This window comes from Streptomyces sp. AM 4-1-1 (genome assembly GCF_029167625.1).
GTDB lineage: Bacteria > Actinomycetota > Actinomycetes > Streptomycetales > Streptomycetaceae > Streptomyces.
Window position 1 is genome coordinate 3,693,856 of sequence record NZ_CP119145.1, and the last position, 17,909, is coordinate 3,711,764.

Below are 17,909 nucleotides of genomic sequence, written 5' to 3' on the forward strand. Positions count from 1 at the left end.
GAGGTGCGAGGGGTGTGTGGGCGGTGGGAAAGGCTTCGGTGCGAGGCTTCGGGTCGAGTTGCGCTACGAACTTCGGGTTGAGCTGCGGTACGAACTTCGGGTTGAGCTGCGGTACGAGGGCGGGCGGCGCGACCGGCGTCGGCGCGAGCCGCCTCCGCGCGACTCGCCGGGGTACGACCCGCCTCGGTACGATCCGCCTCCGCGCGACCGGCGTCGGCGCGACCCGCCTCGGCGTGACCCGCCTCGGTACGATCCGCCTTCGCGCGACTGGCGTCGGCGTGCCGGCGCAGATCGTTCAGGACCCCGGTCGCGTCGGGCCCCGGTCGCGTCGGGGCTCCGGCGTCGGGGCAGGGCGCCGGTCACATCGGGTTTGCCGATCGACCGCCGCCCCGGCACCGATCCCCGGCACCGACCGCCTCCGCACCGATCCCCGGCACCGCCGCCTCCGCCCCGATCCCCAGCACCGATCCCCGGCACCAATGCCCTCGCACCGCCGCCCCCGCACCGATGCCCCGGTCAGGCCACGGGGTGGCCGTTGGATGACGGCGACAGGACCTGGTCCGGCTGCTGCCCGGCGCCCGCGCCGCCTCCCAGCAGCCCCGAGACCGGGGTGTCGGCGAGGCCCAACTTCGTCGCCGCGTCCAGCAGTTGACGCACCTGCCCGGTCGCCGCCCCCGACGACGACCGCATCATCCGCATCAGCAGCGCCGACACCGTCAGATTCTGTACGTCACCCGAGGAGACCGATCCCAGAATCCGCGTCAGGTCGTCCGTGAACGACGAGGTGCCGTTCAGCCACGGCCCCGCGAGCGCCTGCGCGGTGTCGGAGTTCTCCATGAACCCGTCGATGCCCTTGCCCAGCGAGATCGACGACACGAGACGGTCGAAGAAGACCGAGTCCCCGCCGACGATGTCGATATCGGCGTTCTCCAGACCGGTCGCCAGGATGGTCGCCTGCGCCTCCGCGACCTGCCGCTGCACGTCGAACCCGGCCAGCCGGATCTCCTTCTCGGCGGTGAGCCGCAGCCGGTACTCCTCGTGTCCGCGCGACGCGTCGTCCAGCGCCGCCATCGCCGCGGCCTTGTCGGTGAGCCCCGCCGCCTCGGCCTTCAGCTTCTCGCCGATGACCGCCGCGTCCGCGGTGGCCTGCGCCTGGGTGCCCTCGGCGGTGGCCAGCGCCTTGAGCCGGGCCCCCTCGGCCTCCGCCTTGAGCCGGGCGCCCGTCGCCTCGGCCTCCGCGAGACCGGCCTTCTCGATGACGTCCGCCTCCGCGTCCCGTACCTGGACCGCCGCCAGGCCCTCGGCCGCCGCCTCCGCCTGGACGCCCGCCGCCAGCTTCAGCTTGGCCTGCGCGTCCAGCTCCGCCGTCTTCAGCCGGGCCTCGGCGAGCGTCAGCTGTTCGGCGGCCCGGTGCGTGGCCGCGGCCTCGGCGGCCTCGGCCGCCTTGATGTCCTTGACCAGCTTCTCCTGGGCCTCCGCCTCGGCGGAGATGATCACAGTCTGGCGGGTCCGCTCGGCCTCCTCGACCGCCCGCAGCTTCTTGATCGACTCCTCCTGCTCGGCGACCGTGCGGTCCACCGCGATCCGCTCCCGGATCACATCGGCGACGTCCCGGCGCTCCGCCTCGACCTCCTTCGTCGCCGCGATCCGGTTCAGCTCGGTCTCCCGCTCGCGCCCGATGACCTCCAGCATCCGGTCCTTCTCGATGCGCTCGTTCTCCACGGCGATGACCCGCTCGCGGTTCTTCTGGGCGACGGCGACCTCGCGGGCCTGGTTCTCGCGCTGGATGCCCAGCTGCTCCTCGGTACGGATGAACGCGGCCTGCGCGCCGAGCCGTTCCTCCTCCTGCACCCGGGCGGTCGCGGACTCCTCGCGGGCCCGCAGTGTCTCCACCTCGCGGCGCTGCTTGATCTCGGCCTCGGCCTGCCGGCGCTCCAGCTCCAGGATGGTCTCGCGGGCGTCGACGTCCTGCCGGGTGATCTCCTTCTGCTCGGTGCGCTGGAACTCGTTGGTCCGCACGTGCTCGATCGCCGTCAGCTCGGTGATCTTGCGGATGCCCTGCGCGTCGAGGATGTTGGCGCCGTCGAGCTGGGACATCGGGGTCTGCTCAAGGAAGTCGATCGCGGCGTCGTCGAGGTGGTAGCCGTTCAGATCGGTCCCGATGACCCGGATGATGCGGTCCCGGAACTCCTCGCGCTTGGTGTAGAGGTCGACGAAGTCGAGCTGCTTGCCGACCGTCTTCAGCGCCTCGGAGAACTTCGCCGCGAAGAACTCCTGGATCGCGACCTTGTCGCTCGCGCGTTCCGTACCGATCGACTGGGCGACCTTGATGACGTCCTCGACGGTCTTGTTGACGCGCACGAAGAAGGTGATGTGGATGTCCGCACGGATGTTGTCCTGGCAGATCAGCCCCTCGCGTCCGGTGCGGCGGATCTCGATGGTCTTCACCGAGATGTCCATGGACTCGGCCTTGTGGAGCACCGGCAGCACGACCGCGCCCGTGAAGGTGACATCGACCTTCTTGGTCTTGGAGATGATCAGGGCCTTGCCCTGCTCGACCTTTCGGAACAGTCGGCTGACGACGAGGAACAGGGTGATCACGATGAGCAGGACAACGGCGACGAGCACGCCGATGCCCAAGGAGATGGCATCCATGACAGTCCTTGACGGCTGGTGAGGAAGTGAGCTGAGCAAGTCGTGTGGTGCCAGGCCGGAGCCTGGTGCGAGGCCCGGAAGTGCGCCGGGAGCACGGGTGTGCGGGCCCACGGGCAGATACGGGTACGGGCGGCCCGCGTTATGAGGCGGAGCGCCGGGTCGGTGGTCTGCGGGGACTCCGGCGGGAGGCGGCCCGGGAGAGCGGTCTCGCCCCGGCGGACGGCGACGCGGACGGCGACATGGTCGGTGAGGCGGACGGCGGGACGGACGGGCCGGGGTCGAGCGCCGCGTCGTACGGCGCGACCCAGAAGAACTCGCCCTCGTCGTCGTACGCGTAGAGCAGCCCCGTACTCCCCGCGCCGAGCGGGGCCTCGGCGGTGTTCCGGCCGCTCAGTAACGTCTTCTCGGCCCTGGACCCCCGAGCGTCGGGCACGCCCAGGCCGTCGGAAGCACTCAGCCCCCCGGGCGTCCCGTGCGGATCGAGCCGGCGGACCTGGACGATGGCGGTCGATCCGTCGGCCGAGGTGACCTCGGCCTGTCCGAAGTCGGAGCTGACCGAGCCGGTACGGATCACGCACACCTGTCCGATGAAGTCCTGCCGGGACGGCGGCACTTCGGCCGGGAAGCGGCGGCGGAAGTGGTGGACGAGCGACCGTACGACGCCCCAGGCGATCAGCAGCGCGGCGCCGAGTACGAGGGTGGCGAGCGCGGCCCGGGTCCCGCCGGTCGCCCCGGCGCGGTGCAGCAGGATCGAACCGGTGAGGCTGGTGAACCAGGCGATGAGGACCATCAGCGACATCGAGACCGTGACCGGCACCCCGCCGACCCCGACCGCGTCGGCGTCGAGATCCGTGTCGAAGGCGTCGTGCTCGGCGGCGCCGAGCAGTACGAGCAGCCAGAACGCGATGACGACGACGAGCGCCGCACCGAACAGAACGGCCGGAAAAGTGAAGGCTGCGTTCAGAAACTCATGCATCGGCCCGCCCCCTGCGTGCTTCCTGCGTCGTCGCCGGGAGGCTCACGGTTTCCGGCGGGACCGGTCCGACGGTTCGGTACGCGGTGGGGGCCCCGGCGCCACGACGCCGGAAGCGCCGTGGCGGCCGGGTCTTCCCCCGTCCCCGTTCCCCCGTGATCCCCCGTGCTTCCCCCGTGTTCCCCCGGTTGGTGCTGACGAGATCGTGTCATCCGGGGCCCGTAGGACGCATTGCCGGGTTCCGGCAATCTTTATGCGTATTTGATGCCGGGCACCGGCATCCGCCCCGACGCGTTGTACATCCATGAGTGGTGCGACGACGCGCCGTCGAGACTGGAGGAGTGCGCGTGCCGGAGCCGGAGATTCCCGAGGAGTACGCGACGGACCATGTGCGAATCCTGGGTGAGGTCTGCTCCACCGGGCGCCGCCTCACCCGTGAGGAGCTGGATGCCCGCCGGGCCCTCGGCAGGGAGGCGGCGGAGGCCGGTCTCCAGCTGCGGGCCCTGGTCGGCCTGCACCTGGCGGCCACCCGGGCCGACTGGCCGTGCACGCCCTCGTCCACCGCCGCCACGGTCGACGCGGTGCTGGCGGCCGTGGAGCAGTCCGTCGACGCGTTCGCGGAGGGGTTCGAGCGCGCGCAGCGCCTGACCGTGCGCCGGGAGGAGGCGGCCCGCCGGGAGTTCATCGACGACCTGCTGTACGGGCGCAGCGATCTGGGCCGGCTCGCGGAACGGGCGACCCGCTTCGGGCTGCGGCTGTCGCGCGCCCACGCGGTCGCGGTGGCGACGGGCCCGGAGGCGTACACCGAGTCCGATCAGGTGCCCAGGACCGTGGAGGCGGCACTGCTCACCCGGTTCAGCGGCCGGAAGATCCTGATCACGACGAAGGACGGGCGGCTGGTCTGCATCGCCCCGGGCAGCCAGCCGGACGTGCTGCGGTACTTCGCCAAGCAGTCGCACGCGGCGACGGACGGCGGCAAGGTGGCGATCGGCCGCCCGCACCGCGGCCCCGGCGGGGTCGTCCACTCGTACGGCGAAGCGCTCGAAGCGCTCGATCTGGCGGACCGGATGGACCTCGACGATCCGGTGCTGTTCGCCGCGGACCTGCTGGTGTATCCGGTGCTGACCCGGGACCGGCAGGCGATGGCCGATCTGGTGCGGAGCGAACTGGGCCCGCTCCAGGAGGCCAGGGGCGGCGCCGAACCGCTCCTGAAGACCCTCTCCGTCTACTTCGACGCGGGCTGTGTGGCGGCGGAGACCGCGCGGCGGCTGGCGCTGAGCGTGCGCGCGTTGACGTACCGGCTGGAGCGCATCCACCAGTTGACGGGTTCCGATCCGTCCGATCCGATGCACCGGTACGCCCTCCAGACGGCGGTGATCGGCGCGCGGCTGCTGGACTGGCCGGCCCAGGAGATCTGAGGGCGGGGGGCCGGGGAGGAGCGGGGCCGCCGCACGGTCCGTACCGGACGGCGGGGGCCGCCGTACGGTCCGTACCGGAAGTCTCGCTGCCGGAACCCGGCAAGCACCCGCCCCGGCTCTCCGGCCTTCCCCCTGCGTCTCCCCGCGTGCGCCGTGACCGCCTCCCGTTTAGCGTGACTGAGGAGCCAAGGGAAGCCGAGGACGTCCCGGATGCTCGTTCCGGATGCTTCGGTACATGTCGAAGTCCCTGGACGTTCAGAACGTCCTGGACGCATCCGGACGTATCGGGTGTCCAATCGAGGATGAGGGAGACCCGGACCATGGCCCGTCACTCACGTCCTGCGCGTCGTGACGCGCGAGATGGGGCCTCGGCGGGTGGGGGCGCCGACGCCGCGCCGCCCCCGGCCGCCCCCGACGCGGTGTCGTCCACGGCCGCCCCCGAGCCGCCGTCCCCGCACCGCTGGCTGGTGCTGGGCGTGGTCGGGCTCGCCCAGCTGATGGTTGTGCTGGACGCGACCATCGTGAATATCGCCCTGCCGTCCGCCCAGAAGGATCTCGGTTTCAACGACGGGAACCGTCAGTGGATCGTGACGGCGTACGCCCTCGCCTTCGGTTCGCTGCTGCTGTTCGGCGGCCGGATCGCCGACCTGGTGGGCCGCAAGGTGGTCTTCCTGACCGGGCTCGTCGGCTTCGCGTTGGCCTCGGCGGTCGGCGGTGGCGCCCCGAGCTTCGAGGTCCTGGTGGCCGCCCGCGCCCTTCAGGGGATGTTCGCCGCGCTGCTCGCACCGGCCGCGCTCTCGGTCCTGACCACGACGTTCACCGTGCCCAGGGAACGCGGGAAGGCGTTCGGCATCTACGGCGCGATCGCGGGCACGGGCGGCGCGGTGGGGCTGCTGCTCGGCGGTCTGCTCACCGAGTACCTGGACTGGCGCTGGTGCCTGTACGTCAACCTGCTGTTCGCCGTCCTCGCCTTCGTCGGCGGGGTCCGGCTGCTGCGGTCGGGACGCCCCGTCGACCGGCCGAAGCTCGACGTCCCCGGCGCGGTGCTGGTCTCCGTGGGACTGTTCTGCGTCGTGTACGGGTTCTCCAACGCCGAGCAGCACTCCTGGAGCTCGCCCGACACCTGGATCTTCCTGATCGCGGGGGCGGTGCTGGTCGCGGCGTTCGGCTGGTGGCAGACCCGGGCCGCGCACCCCCTGCTGCCGCCGAGGGTGCCGCTGGACCGGGACAGGGGCGCGTCGTTCATCGCGATGTTCATCTCCGGCGCGGGCATGTTCGGGGTGTTCCTGTTCCTGACGTACTACCTCCAGCAGAGCCTGCTGTACTCGCCGATCCGCACCGGTCTCGCGTTCCTGCCGATGGTCGCCGTGATGGTGACGATGTCGGTGACGACGACGAACTTCATGCTGCCCCGGCTCGGTCCGAAACCGATCGTGCCGGTCGGCATGGGCATCGCCGGACTCGGCATGGCGTGGATGACACGTCTGGACCTGAACAGCACCTACCCCGGCCATGTGCTGCCGCCGCTGCTCGTCCTCGGCTTCGGGCTCGGTCTGGTCTTCGCTCCGGCGATCAACACGGCGACCGCCGGGGTCGCGACGCACGACGCGGGTGTGGCCTCCGCGACGGTCAACACCATGCAGCAGGTGGGCGGGTCGATCGGTACGGCGCTGCTCAACACGCTCGCGACGACGGCGGCGGCGAACTATCTGACGGGCCGCAGACCGACCCGGGCCGCGGTGGCCCAGTCCCAGTTGGAGAGCTACTCGACGGCGTACTGGTGGTCGGCGGCGTTCTTCGCGCTGGGGATGCTGGTCACGGGGGCGCTGTTCCGCGCGGGCAGGCCCCGGACGCACGTGCCGGAGGAGCCGGAACCGGTACGGGCCTGAGGGCCGCCCCGTAACCGGTACGCGCGTGAGCGCCTCGGGCCCGTATGTGTCCACGGGGCGCGAGCCCTGCGCCCGTAGGTACGCGTGAGACGCGGGTCCGTCCGTACGCGTGAGACGTGCCCCGTGCATAGGTGCATACGCGCATACGCGCGATTTCTGAGCCCGTCCGTATGCGTGAGCGGGCGGGTCGACGGATGGGGTGGCCGGGGGTGCGAGGGGGGGTGACGCACCCCCGGCCGCGCCGGGCGCGGTCCGGTGGTCGATCGGACCGCGGTCACCCGGCGGTCATGGGGCCCTTGCGCAGGGCGCCCGGTCCTCCGGCGGGGCGGGCCGGTCCGTCTCCGGTCGGCCGGTTTCCCTCCGGGAGGCGTCCGGTTCCGCTACAGGTCGAACTCGTGCGGCGGGAGGTCGAGCGCGTAGCACGCCTCCCGTACGACGCCCTGCTCGTCCTTGTCGAAGTGACCGTCGGCGCCACCGATGACGATGCCGATCTGGATGACGGCACGCGCCTCGGCCGGCTTCTTCTTCGCCTTGCCGATCTCCTGGAGCACGCTGACCTTGCCGAACGCGAAGTCGGCGGTGAGCTTGTTCACGTAGTCGTTGAAACGACGCTGCAGGTCGTCGGCGGGGAAGTTCTTCAGCACCTCGTTGGAGGCGATCAGGGAGGCGACGCGCTGCCGCTCCGACGGGTCGACGGAACCGTCGGCGGCGGCGACCAGGGCACACATGGCCATGCTCGCGTCACGGAACGCCCCGCTCTTGAGGTCGTTCTTCTTCGCCTCCAGCTGGGACTGCATCGACGACGCGGATTCCTTGATCCGATCCCACAGGGCCATGACGTCTCCATATGTTGCGTTGCCGGGAGTTGCCGGAACGGGTTCAAACTCTACAGTCGTGTAGAAGCTAACAGGCCGGTCGCCCACCGCGCCCGGAAACCCGAGGCTCAGTAGGATGCGGCGAGGGCAGTGCCGGGGCGCCGCCACGCCGCGGCCGCGGTACCGCGGAAGGGCAGGCACCACGATGGACATGGCCGGTTACAGCCACAACCGGGACAACGCTCGGGCCCCCGGCAAAGTGCCCCCGCGCGTGGCCGCCGCCGCCGACGGACCGCCCGCGCCGCCCGACCGGGACTCGCCACTTCCACCTCCCGCGCTCACCGACCGGGACTCGCCACTTCCCGCGTCCGGTCACGGCGAGCGCTGTGGGAACGGTGAGGGGGCCGGTCACGGTGAGGAAGCCGGTCGCCGTGAGGGGATCGGTCACGGTGAGCGCTCCGGGCCCGATGCGCGCTCCGGGCCCGGCGGGCACTCGGGGCCCGGCGAGCACTCGGGGCCCGGCGAGCGGCCCGGCTCCGCCGAGCGCTCGGGGCCCGGGGAACGGCGCGGGCACGGTCAGTTGGAGGCGCAGGTCCTCGGGGTGCTCAGGTCCGCCGAGGGTCCCGCGACGGCCGGTTGGGTGCAGAAGCACCTCGACGGCGGCCTCGCCTACACCACCGTGATCACGATCCTCTCCCGCCTCCACGCGAAGAAGGCCGTGACCCGCACCCGGCAGGGCCGCTCCTACGCCTGGACCTCCGCGTCCGACGAGGCCGGTCTCGCCGCGCTCCGGATGCGCCGGGTCCTCGACGGCGAACGCGACCGGGACGCGGTCCTCGCACGGTTCGTCTCGGCGCTCTCCCCCGGTGACGAGGAACGGCTGCGCGCGCTGCTCGCCCAGGCCGCCGCACCCGACGATCCCGGCCACGACCCCCGTACCGCGGAAGGCTGAGAACTGACCGATGGGCGTCTTCGTCTACCTGCCGCTCGTGCTGCCGCTCACCGCCCTGCCGATCGCCCGGCTCGCCGAACAGCGTCTGCACCCGCGCGGCGCGACCCGTCTGCTGGTCTTCGTCGGCGCCACGCTCGCACTGTGCAGCACCCTGTGCCTGGCCCTGCTGATGGTGGTGGGCACGGCCCAGTTGCCCGGGAACCCGCTGCCGGACGGCTGGGCGGACCCCGAGGTGCTGGCGGCGGTGCCGTACGAGGAGAAGGCGGGGATCGTGGCGATCGGGGTGCTGGCGGCGGTGGTCACGGCGTGCGCGGGCGCGCTCTGGCGGCACGCGCGCACCCGCGCACGGTTGACGAACGCGCTGGTAGGCGAGAGCGGCGAGGGGGACGGGACGGCGGTGGTGCCGTCGCCGGAGCCGTACGCGTACGCGCTGCCGGGGCGGCGAGGACGGCGGGGGCGGCCCGGATGGCGAGGAGCCGCGCACGGCGGCCGGGTGGTGGTCTCGACCGCGATGCTGGAGTGCCTGGACGCCCGCGAACGCGCGGCGCTCCTCGCCCATGAACGCGCCCATCTGACGGGCCGTCACCATCGCTATCTGCTGGCGGCGCAGCTCGCGGCGCGCGCGCATCCGCTGCTGCTGCCGCTGCGCACGGCGGTGGCGTTCAGCACGGAGCGATGGGCGGACGAGGAGGCGGCGCGCGCGGTCGGTGACCGGCGGGTGGTGGCGCGGGCGGTCGGCAAGGGGGCGCTTTCCGCGCACCGGGCGCACCACCCGGCGCCCGTACCGACGCCGTCCGGGGCGTACGGCGCGTTCGCGTCGGTCGGCCCGATCCCGCGCCGGGTCGCGGCCCTGCTGGACCCGGCCCCACCGCTCAGGCTCTGGCCACCGTCCACGGCGCAGGTGGGCCTCGCCGCGTTGACGGCGACGGTGGGGGCGACGGCCTCGGCGCTGTCGTCGCTGAACGCGATGGTGGCGCTGGTACGGATTCTGCACGGGGTCACCCGGCTCTGACCGCCGCTTCCCCCTCTTCCCCTCTTCCCCTCTTCCCCTCTTCCCCCTTCTTTCCCCCGCTCCCCGCCCTCTCCCCTCCGGCCCCGATTCGATACCCACCCACGGGAGCGGTACAAAGAGGCATGGCCGAGCAGGAGCAGGCAGTCCCGGCGGACGAGCCACCCGGACCGGGGGCGGACGCCCCCCGGGACGACGTGGACGCCGTGACGCATGCCGTACTGACCGCGTCGAGGCTGCTCGTCGCGATCTCCGCCCGCTCGCTGACGGCGGTGGAGGACCGGGTGACGTTGCCCCAGTTCCGGCTGCTGGTGGTGCTCGCCTCGCACGGGGACGCCAAGCTGGTGGTGCTCGCCGAACGGCTGGGGGTGAACCCGTCGACGGCGATGCGGATGCTGGACCGGCTGATCGCGGCGGGCCTCGCCGAGCGACGGACCAACCCGGGCAACCGCCGGGAGACGGTGCTCAGGGTGACCCCGGAGGGGTCCACGCTCGTCGACGACGTGACGGCGGCCCGCCGTCGGGAGATCGCCGCGATCGTCGAACGGCTCGCTCCGGACCGACGGACCGCCTTGGTCGAGGCGTTGACGGCGTTCACGGCGGCGGGCTCGGCTGTGGGCACGGGGACATCCGTACCGGGGGAGGGCCCGGAGGCGTACCCCCTGGGCTGGACGTCCGACCCACCCGCCCGCCGGGGCGACTGAAGCCCCCGCCACTCCGGCCGGCGACCGCCCGTCCGGCCCCCGCCCCGGCCTGATCCGGCGACCGACCGCCCCGCCGCCGCCCCGCCGCCCGCCGTCTCAGTCGGCGGGCCCCGCGCGTTCGGGTGTCATGTCCTCGTGCTCGGACGGCTTACGGGCCCCGGGCAGGGACACCGCGCTCACCGGCACGCTCTCGATCTCCTTGCCGCGCAGGGCCAGGATCTTGGCGACGACGGGCTGGGTCCAGCGCGCGGTGAGCGGGCCGACGATGACGAGGATGAGCACGTACGCGGTGGCGATGGGCCCGATACGCGGCTCGGTGGCCACGGCGAGACCGGCGATGACGATCGAGAACTCACCACGGGCGACGAGCGTTCCGCCCGCCCGCCAACGCCCGCGCGCACCGATTCCGGCGCGCCGGGCGGCGTACCACCCGGTGGCGATCTTGGTGAGGACGGTCACGGCGGCCAGCAGCAGGGCCGGCAGGAGTACGGGCGGGATCTCGGCCGGATTGGTCGAGAGCCCGAAGAAGACGAAGAACACGGCCGCGAACAGGTCGCGCAACGGCGTCAGCAGCTTGCGCGCGCCCTCGGCGACCTCCCCGGAGAGCGCTATGCCGACGAGGAACGCCCCGACGGCCGCGGAGACCTGCAACTCCTGCGCCACCCCGGCGACCAGGACGGTCAGTCCGAGGACGACGAGGAGCAGCATCTCGGGGTTGTCGGAGGAGACGGCGCGGCTGATGAGCCGCCCGTGGCGCAGCGCCAGGTAGAGGACGAATCCGACGGTCCCGAGCGCGACGAGGAGCGCGATGCTGCCACCCGCGAGGCCGACGCCGGCGAGCATCGCGGTGAGCAGGGGCAGATAGACGGCCATCGACAGGTCCTCGATGACGAGGACACCGAGGATGACGGGCGTCTCGCGGTTGCCGAGGCGTCCGAGGTCGGCGAGGACCTTGGCGATCACACCGGACGACGAGATCCAGGTGACCCCGGCGAGCGCGACGGCTCCGACGGGCCCCCAGCCGAGGAGCAGCGCGGCGACCGCGCCGGGAGTGGCGTTGAGCACGAAGTCGACGGCGCCGGACGGGTACTGCGTCTTGAGACTGGTGACCAGCTCGGAGGCGCTGTACTCCAGCCCGAGCAGGAGCAGCAGCAGGATGACGCCGATCTCGGCGCCGACGGCGGTGAACTCCTCACTCGCCCCGAGCGGCAGCAGCCCGCCCTGGCCGAAGGCCAGACCGGCCAGCAGATAGAGCGGGATCGGCGAGAGCCCCACCCGCCCGGCGAACCGTCCGATGATGCCGAGCCCCAGGATGACGGAGCCCAGCTCCACCAGCAATGCTGTCGTGTCGTGCACGGTCAGCCCTCCGCGATGATGTCTGAGAGCGCATCAACGCCCTCGCGAGTACCGACGACGACGAGCGTGTCCCCGATGGCCAGCCGGAAGTCCGGTCCGGGCGACGGATGCGCGCTGTGGGTGCGCAGCACGGCCACGATCGAGGCCCCGGTCCGGGTACGCGCCTTCGTGTCCCCGAGCAGCCGCCCGCCGTACGGCGAGCGCGTCCCGACGGGGAGGTGTTCGGTGACGAGGTCGATGCCCTCGGTCCGTACGGCGTCGATGGGCGCGGCATCGATGAGATGCGAGAGTGCGGTGGCTTCCCCGGTCGTCAGTTCCACCGACAACCGGCACGAATCTGGGTCGTCCTGGTCGTAGAACCCGATGAAGCGCCGCCCGTCGTGATGGACGACCACGGAGATGTGCTGCCCGGACTCGGTGGTGAAGTCGTACTGCGCACCGACTCCTGGCAGCGATGTGTGACGGGTTCCCATGGCTTCCTCCCGAGAGGCGCGACGACGCGACGACGTTCTTGGTGATCTCTTTAGACCGTCATTACCTTAACGGGGTGAATCGGGGCTTGCGGGGGCCAGGACACCAGAGGTGGACGAGGGCGGGGGACCCGGCTGCCGGGGGCGGCCCCGGAAGCCCTCCTGGTCTGGACGTGGGCAGACCGTCGCGCGCATGCAGGACAACGCCCGCCGCGGCATCCTGCTGCACAGGCGCGGCGAGGAGGACCTGTATCTGACCACCGCGGCCCGAGTCGACCAGGCCGTCCAGGTCGTCGACTCGACCACCAGAATGTTCGTCGCTCTCCTCCAGGAGAGCCCGGCAGCGGTAGAACCACTGACCCGTGCCTTCCCTGAGGCATTCCCCTGGGTGCGCTTCCTCCCCCAGAAGGGCGTGCAGGAGTTCCTGCCGGAGTTCGTCGAGACGGCTCCGGGCCACGGAAGCGTGCTCATGCCCCAAGCGGAGGACGAGTGAGTGCAGGAAGGAACGATGACTGCGATGTGGGCCCCGCTCAGTCCCGCTCAAGGACTTGCGGGACCCACATAGTCGTTCCGGGCCCGCAGTTCTACAGCGTGTCGAACGAGCCGTTCTTCGTTCCGTCGATGAACGCCTCCCACCCCGACGCCGGGAAGCGCAGTACGGGTCCGCTCTTCCTCTTGCTGTCGCGGACCGCGTGATCGCCGTCGGGCAGGGCAGCGGTTTCGACGCAGTTGGCGTCACCGTTGCTGCGGCTGCTCTTGCGCCAGGCCGCGTGTGTCAGGTCGGCACTGTTCACTTGCTCAGCTCCCTCGCTGCTTGCTTGAGGAGGCTCGTGCTGCCCGCTTCGTCAAGCGCAGAGCCCCGGATGGATGTGAACGCTACGTCGTAGCGTTCGATCTCGTTGGGTTTGTCGAGGTAGAGCGCTCCGGTGAAGCCCTCATGATCCTGGCACTTGACGGCACTACGACGACCTGTCGTACTCGCTCATCGACACCCCGGCACACGTGGTCAAGAGCGTGCGGCAGTACCTGAACGCCTTCGGCCTCGTCTTCGGAGCCTTCGATTTCGGCATCGACCGAGACGGCCGGATCTGGCTGTACGAGTGCAACCCGAACGGGCAGTTCGCCTGGTTTCCCGAACCGATCACGGGCAGGATCGTCTCCGCCGTCGCCGACCAGCTCCACCACGGAGGAGAGCACCGTGCCCGCTGACCCCGCCGCGCTGCGCCTCGCCCTGGCCCAGGAGGTCGACGCCGCCACTCCCACGCTCGATCCCGGATGGCGCGACGCCGTCGCGGCTGTTCCCAGGGAGCTGTTCCTCGGCTCCGCCGCCTTCCGCCCCGCCGGAGCGGGGTGGGAGCCCGTCCACCGGGCGGAGGTCGGGGAGGAGGAGTGGCTGCGGATGGTTCACTCCGACCGGACGTGGGTCACCCAGGTCGAGGAGAAGGACGCCGCCAATTCTACGGGTCCGGTCTCCGGAAGCCCCACTTCGTCGGCCACCCTGCCCTCTCTGGTGGTGCGCACCGCCCAGGTGGCAGAGCTGCGGCCAGGCCGGAGAATCCTCGAAGTGGGCACCGGCACCGGGTACTCCACCGCGGTCCTGTGCCATCGGCTCGGGTCCGAGAACATCGTCAGCATCGAGTACGACGCCGACCTCGCGGCGAGCGCCGCCGCTCACCTGGGCAATGCCGGGTACACACCGACGCTCGCCGTCGGAGACGGCCTCCTGGGGTGCAGGGAGCACGCCGACTACGACGCGATCATCGCCACCTGCTCGGTGCGGTACATCCCGCACTCTTGGTTCTGGCAACTCAACGACGGTGGATCGATCACCACCACCATCTGCGGATGGATGCTGGCCGCAGGGTTGATTCGACTCGCCCTCGACGACGAGGGCACCGCCCACGGCCGGTTCACCGACGACACCATCACGTACATGCTGGCCCGTCCGCACGAACGCCCGCCGCGCCCGGTCTTCTTCCGGCAGGACGGCGACACCCGTCGCGCGCGTCTGGACCCTGGGCTGCTGGAGGAGTGGGCGGGGCGCTTCGTCGCCCAGCTCGCGGCGCCCTCCGCCGAGCTGATGACCACCGGCTCCGGCATCATCCTCCGCGACGTCGCGACCGGCTCACAGGCGTGGACCGAACCTGACGACGGGGGATGGTCCGTGCACCAGCATGGACCACTGCACCTCTGGGACCAGGTGGAAGGGGCCCTTCTTCTCTGGCAGGACGCGGGAGCGCCGGATCTGACACAGTTCGGCATGACCGCCACGCCCTTCGAGCAGACGGTGTGGATCGGCTCACCGGAGGGCCCGAACTGGCAGCTCCCCGTCTGACAGCCGCATACGCCGTCGGTGGAGCTGTGGACGGGACCGACCGGGGCGGGGCTCCCGGACGCGCGGCGCGATACAGCTCGGCCTCACGGGCAGACACGCCCGACCAGCAGCCGTCCTGGGCGGGCGTATCTGTCGTGGACGGGCGTGCGGCCCGCAGTTCTACAGCGTGTCGAACGAGCCGTTCTTCGTTCCGTCGATGAACGCCTCCCACCCCGACGCCGGGAAGCGCAGTACAGGTCCGCTCTTCCTCTTGCTGTCGCGGACCGCGTGATCGCCGTCGGGCAGGGCAGCGGTTTCGACGCAGTTCGCCTGTCCGTTGCTGCGGCTGCTCTTGCGCCAGGCCGCGTGTGTCAGGTCGGCACTGTTCACTTGCTCAGCTCCCTCGCTGCTTGCTTGAGGAGGCTCGTGCTGCCCGCTTCGTCAAGCGCAGAGCCCCGGATGGATGTGAACGCTACGTCGTAGCGTTCGATCTCGTTGGGTTTGTCGAGGTAGAGCGCTCCGGTGAAGCCCTCCACATAGACAGTGGGCGGTTCGGTGTTCCGTCCGTCACCGGTGCTCGGGAAGCGCATGGTGACGAACGGCCCGGACATGATTCCGGCGTGCAGACCGGCGGAGAACGGCACGACGCGGATGGATACGTTGTCCAGGTTGTTCAAGTGAACCAGCCGTTCGAGCTGGTTCACCATGACTTTGTCACCGCCCACGGGCCGGCGTAGCACTGCCTCGTTCAGTGCCACGTCGACCTTGGGCGCGGCTGTGGCGCGCGTCAGCAACGTCTGTCGTTGGATGCGGACATGTACGCGGCGCTGGATCTCTTCGTCGTCGACGCCCGGGTTGTCCGCCTGGATCAACGTACGCGCGTAGTCAGCGGTTTGAAGCAGACCGGGCACAAGCTCACTCTCGTACCAGGACAACTGCTGCGCGGCCTCTTCCAGCCCGATGTACAGGTCGAAGCCCTCCGGAATCACATCACCGTACGAGTGCCACCAGCCCCGGCCCTTCGTCTCCTTCGCGAGGCCCATCAGCGCCTGAGTCAGCTCGCCGGGCGCTCCGTACACCCTGCACATGGCCTCGACGTCGAGGCTGCGGAGGGACGTCTGGCCCGTCTCGATGCGCCAGATCTTGGGCTCCGACCATTCCAGGTGTTTCGCTGCCGCCCGGACGGTGATTCGAGCCTGATTACGCAGATCGCGCAGATGACGGCCGAGTTGTCTGCGGGGGACGGTCGAACCGGTTGTCGTCTCAGTCATGTGCCTGACCCTCCTGCAATGCGGATACGACTCATATCCGAAATGTAAGCGCCATAACTTACGGCTCGCAATGCCGTACAAAAATTCGACAACTACGCGTCGAAGAATTGTAAATGTAGTCTTGCATTTGCAGCTCTTATGGTGCTTCACTCGCTGACTCAGAGGGTCCTGGCGGACACACAACGTGATCGCGCCACGGTGAGCGAGGGCGGCTGATGACTCCACTGATCTTCGGATACATGCGTGTCAACGACGACATGAGTGATGAGGAGGCGGCGCGGAAGCAGGACGCCATGAGCGCCTACGCGGAGGCCAACGGGTTTCAGCTGGCGGTGGTGTTCCACGAGTACGTCTCAGGTGCGCAGACGGTGTTCACGGAGATGGTCGATGTCGTCAGACAGGCGCGGGCGCGGCATGTGATCGTGACCTCCTACCGGGAGTTGGCCCTCAACCGGTCCCTCCAGGACGCCATGACGCTCCATCTGTCCTGCGCCGCCGACGCCGACATCATCAGCCTGGACGAGTGCTGACCATGGCTGACGAACCTCCGTACGGGCCGCGGAGCGTGTGCTTCCTCGATCAGCTGTCGCTGCCCGCCGCACACACCGCGGTGTCGGCGTCGCGTCACTTCCTCCGGTTCGCCCTGTCAAAGTGGCGGACGGCTCCTGTCGAGGACGATGTGCTCCTGATCGCGTCCGAGTTGGTGACCAACGCCGTCACCGCGGCCAACGCCGTCACCGTGACCGGCACGCCGGCCGGACGGCCGACCCGGGACGGGCGTGAGGGCGGCGACCTCGTCACCGTGCGCCTGGTCGGGCTGCGGGGCCGGGTGGTCATCGAGGTGTGGGACGAGTCCGACGAACTTCCCGTGCTCAGGGCTGCCGACGACGAGTCGGAGAACGGGCGTGGCCTCTTCATCGTCCAGCGGCTGGCGACGAGTTGGGGGAGCTGTCGCAGTGCGGGCGGCAAGGTGACGTGGGCGGAACTGCCGGTACGCGCGACGGTTCCCTCGCCGTGTCCGGTGGGTCGGCCCGGTGGGCTGCCTCCGGGCGGTGGTGGGGCGGCAGAGCCGGACGCGGGGTCGGACGTGGGGCCGGACGCGGAACCTTGGTAGTCGGCTACGGCCACCACGCGCGGGCCGGCCAGACCGGCCGGACGGGATCAAATCGACCGGACCGGATCGGATCGACCGGACCGGACCGGATCGACCGGTGGCCGGGGCGAACTCCCCGGCTGAGCCCGTGCTGCTCGGTCATGCGCCGTGGCCGCCTCTGATCGGTCCTGGTCCCCGTACCGAGGGACGCCTCCGCACCCCCACCACGCTCAGGGCCGTTCGTTCGGGTCAGGCCGGGCTCGCGGGCTTCGGCACCGCACCTCGCGGCGGTGTCGTCGGTCGGCACGGCTCCGCCACGACTCCCTCTTCCGCCTCGCGACGCACGGCAGCGGAGCCCGCTCCCTGATCCGGCCCGACCCAAACGAAAAGCCCCAGGCCCCACCGCCACCCCAGGCCCCACCGCCCCCAGGTCAGAGGGCCCACCAGCAGTACAGGCGGCGTCTCTCCGCATGTGCGCGCCGGGCCAGTCCGGAGAGCAGGTCCAGCACCTCGGTCGCGGCGTCGACGGTGAACCAGGGCTGCCGCAGCTCATCGGTCCCGGCCCACGGCCCGGCGGCCTCGGCCAGGGAAGCATGCGTCGCCGAGGCCAGCGCCTCCTGAAGAGTGTCGGACACACTGACGACGAAGGCGCTCTCGGCGTCGGGCGAGGAGAGCAACTGGCCGGAACGGGGACGCCCGGACGCCTCGTCATAGGTGCAGCCGGTCAGAATCGCTTCGAGCCGGGCCATCACGACGACCGGATCGATGCCCTTGAGTGGCACCACATCGAATCCGGCGGAATCCGGACCGCCGGGCTCGTCGAGCACGCGCACAGCGGCGTCGTCGTCGGGGGCCGAGAAGTAGTCGCACATCACCATGCGGTGATCCTCGCACCCGGCACTGACACAGGCGCATCATGGTGCCGGTGCCAGGGCCGTGGGGGACAGCGGCAGAACCGTCCACGCATGTGCGGACCGTCCGATCGCGGTG

At 70.7% G+C, this 17,909-nt stretch carries 19 protein-coding genes; 10 read left to right on the forward strand and 9 right to left on the reverse strand.

Annotation, left to right across the window (positions count from 1 at the left end; genetic code table 11):
- Positions 1-516: 516 nt before the first annotated feature.
- Together PZB75_RS15840 and PZB75_RS15845 are read right to left on the reverse strand one after the other, a co-directional pair.
- Positions 517-2,655 carry a flotillin family protein gene (locus PZB75_RS15840; RefSeq protein WP_275535946.1) on the reverse strand — a complete coding sequence of 713 codons (2,139 nt, stop codon included), beginning with the start codon at positions 2,653-2,655 and terminating at the stop codon, positions 517-519.
- Positions 2,656-2,794: 139 nt separating this feature from the next.
- The gene (locus PZB75_RS15845) at positions 2,795-3,631 is read right to left on the reverse strand and encodes a hypothetical protein (RefSeq protein ID WP_275535947.1); all 837 of its coding nucleotides are present in this window, start codon (positions 3,629-3,631) and stop codon (positions 2,795-2,797) included.
- Between the two features lie 344 nt (positions 3,632-3,975).
- Here PZB75_RS15845 and PZB75_RS15850 point away from each other — a divergent pair, with 344 nt between their 5' ends.
- The gene (locus PZB75_RS15850) at positions 3,976-5,046 is read left to right on the forward strand and encodes a helix-turn-helix domain-containing protein (protein WP_275535948.1); all 1,071 of its coding nucleotides are present in this window, start codon (positions 3,976-3,978) and stop codon (positions 5,044-5,046) included.
- Between the two features lie 320 nt (positions 5,047-5,366).
- Complete coding sequence (locus PZB75_RS15855; RefSeq protein ID WP_275535949.1) at positions 5,367-6,935, forward strand: MFS transporter; 1,569 nt, start codon at positions 5,367-5,369, stop codon at positions 6,933-6,935.
- A 380-nt stretch (positions 6,936-7,315) separates the two neighbouring features.
- Here the strand turns inward: PZB75_RS15855 and PZB75_RS15860 are convergent, their stop codons facing one another.
- Positions 7,316-7,771, reverse strand: a complete 456-nt coding sequence (locus tag PZB75_RS15860) for a TerB family tellurite resistance protein (RefSeq protein WP_275535950.1) — start codon at positions 7,769-7,771, stop codon at positions 7,316-7,318.
- Between the two features lie 559 nt (positions 7,772-8,330).
- Here PZB75_RS15860 and PZB75_RS15865 point away from each other — a divergent pair.
- The 3 genes from PZB75_RS15865 (at position 8,331) to PZB75_RS15875 (ending at position 10,415) form a co-directional block, all read left to right on the forward strand.
- Positions 8,331-8,702 (forward strand): BlaI/MecI/CopY family transcriptional regulator, encoded by a 372-nt coding sequence (locus PZB75_RS15865; protein WP_275538728.1) that lies wholly within the window; start codon positions 8,331-8,333, stop codon positions 8,700-8,702.
- A 10-nt stretch (positions 8,703-8,712) separates the two neighbouring features.
- Positions 8,713-9,714, forward strand: coding sequence for a M56 family metallopeptidase (locus PZB75_RS15870; RefSeq protein ID WP_275535951.1), 1,002 nt, complete (start codon positions 8,713-8,715; stop codon positions 9,712-9,714).
- A gap of 122 nt (positions 9,715-9,836) precedes the next feature.
- Positions 9,837-10,415: a MarR family winged helix-turn-helix transcriptional regulator gene (locus PZB75_RS15875; protein ID WP_275535952.1), complete on the forward strand. Its 579-nt coding sequence runs from the start codon at positions 9,837-9,839 to the stop codon at positions 10,413-10,415.
- Positions 10,416-10,511: 96 nt separating this feature from the next.
- On the opposite strand, the gene PZB75_RS15880 is transcribed toward PZB75_RS15875, so the two are convergent.
- On the reverse strand, positions 10,512-11,771 hold the full coding sequence (locus tag PZB75_RS15880) for a cation:proton antiporter (protein ID WP_275535953.1): 1,260 nt from the start codon (positions 11,769-11,771) through the stop codon (positions 10,512-10,514).
- Positions 11,772-11,773: 2 nt separating this feature from the next.
- Positions 11,774-12,244, reverse strand: a complete 471-nt coding sequence (locus tag PZB75_RS15885) for a TrkA C-terminal domain-containing protein (RefSeq protein WP_275535954.1) — start codon at positions 12,242-12,244, stop codon at positions 11,774-11,776.
- Positions 12,245-12,434: 190 nt separating this feature from the next.
- Between PZB75_RS15885 and PZB75_RS15890 the strand changes: the two genes are divergently transcribed.
- Positions 12,435-12,734, forward strand: coding sequence for a hypothetical protein (locus PZB75_RS15890; protein ID WP_275535955.1), 300 nt, complete (start codon positions 12,435-12,437; stop codon positions 12,732-12,734).
- Positions 12,735-12,825: 91 nt separating this feature from the next.
- On the opposite strand, the gene PZB75_RS15895 is transcribed toward PZB75_RS15890, so the two are convergent.
- Complete coding sequence (locus PZB75_RS15895; protein WP_275535956.1) at positions 12,826-13,035, reverse strand: DUF397 domain-containing protein; 210 nt, start codon at positions 13,033-13,035, stop codon at positions 12,826-12,828.
- 208 nt (positions 13,036-13,243) lie between these two features.
- Here PZB75_RS15895 and PZB75_RS15905 point away from each other — a divergent pair, with 208 nt between their 5' ends.
- Entirely contained in the window at positions 13,244-13,450 is a 207-nt protein-coding gene (locus PZB75_RS15905; protein WP_275535957.1) for a hypothetical protein, read from the forward strand.
- Entirely contained in the window at positions 13,440-14,576 is a 1,137-nt protein-coding gene (tgmC, locus tag PZB75_RS15910; protein WP_275535958.1) for an ATP-grasp peptide maturase system methyltransferase, read from the forward strand. The genes PZB75_RS15905 and tgmC overlap by 11 nt, the downstream gene beginning before the upstream one ends.
- A gap of 159 nt (positions 14,577-14,735) precedes the next feature.
- Here tgmC and PZB75_RS15915 read toward each other — a convergent pair whose 3' ends face one another.
- Positions 14,736-14,945 (reverse strand): DUF397 domain-containing protein, encoded by a 210-nt coding sequence (locus tag PZB75_RS15915; protein WP_275535959.1) that lies wholly within the window; start codon positions 14,943-14,945, stop codon positions 14,736-14,738.
- Entirely contained in the window at positions 14,942-15,826 is an 885-nt protein-coding gene (locus tag PZB75_RS15920) for a helix-turn-helix transcriptional regulator (protein WP_275535960.1), read from the reverse strand. Before PZB75_RS15920 ends, PZB75_RS15915 begins: the two co-directional genes overlap by 4 nt.
- 215 nt (positions 15,827-16,041) lie before the next feature.
- On the opposite strand from PZB75_RS15920, the gene PZB75_RS15925 reads away from it, so the two are divergent.
- Together PZB75_RS15925 and PZB75_RS15930 are read left to right on the forward strand one after the other, a co-directional pair.
- The gene (locus PZB75_RS15925; protein ID WP_275535961.1) at positions 16,042-16,356 is read left to right on the forward strand and encodes a recombinase family protein; all 315 of its coding nucleotides are present in this window, start codon (positions 16,042-16,044) and stop codon (positions 16,354-16,356) included.
- A 2-nt stretch (positions 16,357-16,358) separates the two neighbouring features.
- On the forward strand, positions 16,359-16,940 hold the full coding sequence (locus PZB75_RS15930; RefSeq protein WP_275535962.1) for an ATP-binding protein: 582 nt from the start codon (positions 16,359-16,361) through the stop codon (positions 16,938-16,940).
- Between the two features lie 410 nt (positions 16,941-17,350).
- Here the strand turns inward: PZB75_RS15930 and PZB75_RS15935 are convergent, their stop codons facing one another.
- The gene (locus PZB75_RS15935; RefSeq protein WP_275535963.1) at positions 17,351-17,797 is read right to left on the reverse strand and encodes a hypothetical protein; all 447 of its coding nucleotides are present in this window, start codon (positions 17,795-17,797) and stop codon (positions 17,351-17,353) included.
- Between the last annotated feature and the right edge of the window lie 112 nt (positions 17,798-17,909).

What these genes read in the sequence shown, in the direction of transcription:
- PZB75_RS15920 (WP_275535960.1), bottom strand. Translation starts at nt 15,826, where the DNA reads ATGACTGAGACGACAACCGGTTCGACCGTCCCCCGCAGACAACTCGGC.
- PZB75_RS15840 (WP_275535946.1), bottom strand. Translation starts at nt 2,655, where the DNA reads ATGGATGCCATCTCCTTGGGCATCGGCGTGCTCGTCGCCGTTGTCCTG.
- PZB75_RS15855 (WP_275535949.1), top strand. Translation starts at nt 5,367, where the DNA reads ATGGCCCGTCACTCACGTCCTGCGCGTCGTGACGCGCGAGATGGGGCC.
- PZB75_RS15870 (WP_275535951.1), top strand. Translation starts at nt 8,713, where the DNA reads ATGGGCGTCTTCGTCTACCTGCCGCTCGTGCTGCCGCTCACCGCCCTG.
- PZB75_RS15930 (WP_275535962.1), top strand. Translation starts at nt 16,359, where the DNA reads ATGGCTGACGAACCTCCGTACGGGCCGCGGAGCGTGTGCTTCCTCGAT.
- PZB75_RS15845 (WP_275535947.1), bottom strand. Translation starts at nt 3,631, where the DNA reads ATGCATGAGTTTCTGAACGCAGCCTTCACTTTTCCGGCCGTTCTGTTC.
- PZB75_RS15860 (WP_275535950.1), bottom strand. Translation starts at nt 7,771, where the DNA reads ATGGCCCTGTGGGATCGGATCAAGGAATCCGCGTCGTCGATGCAGTCC.
- PZB75_RS15935 (WP_275535963.1), bottom strand. Translation starts at nt 17,797, where the DNA reads ATGGTGATGTGCGACTACTTCTCGGCCCCCGACGACGACGCCGCTGTG.
- PZB75_RS15890 (WP_275535955.1), top strand. Translation starts at nt 12,435, where the DNA reads ATGCAGGACAACGCCCGCCGCGGCATCCTGCTGCACAGGCGCGGCGAG.
- PZB75_RS15885 (WP_275535954.1), bottom strand. Translation starts at nt 12,244, where the DNA reads ATGGGAACCCGTCACACATCGCTGCCAGGAGTCGGTGCGCAGTACGAC.
- PZB75_RS15875 (WP_275535952.1), top strand. Translation starts at nt 9,837, where the DNA reads ATGGCCGAGCAGGAGCAGGCAGTCCCGGCGGACGAGCCACCCGGACCG.
- PZB75_RS15925 (WP_275535961.1), top strand. Translation starts at nt 16,042, where the DNA reads ATGACTCCACTGATCTTCGGATACATGCGTGTCAACGACGACATGAGT.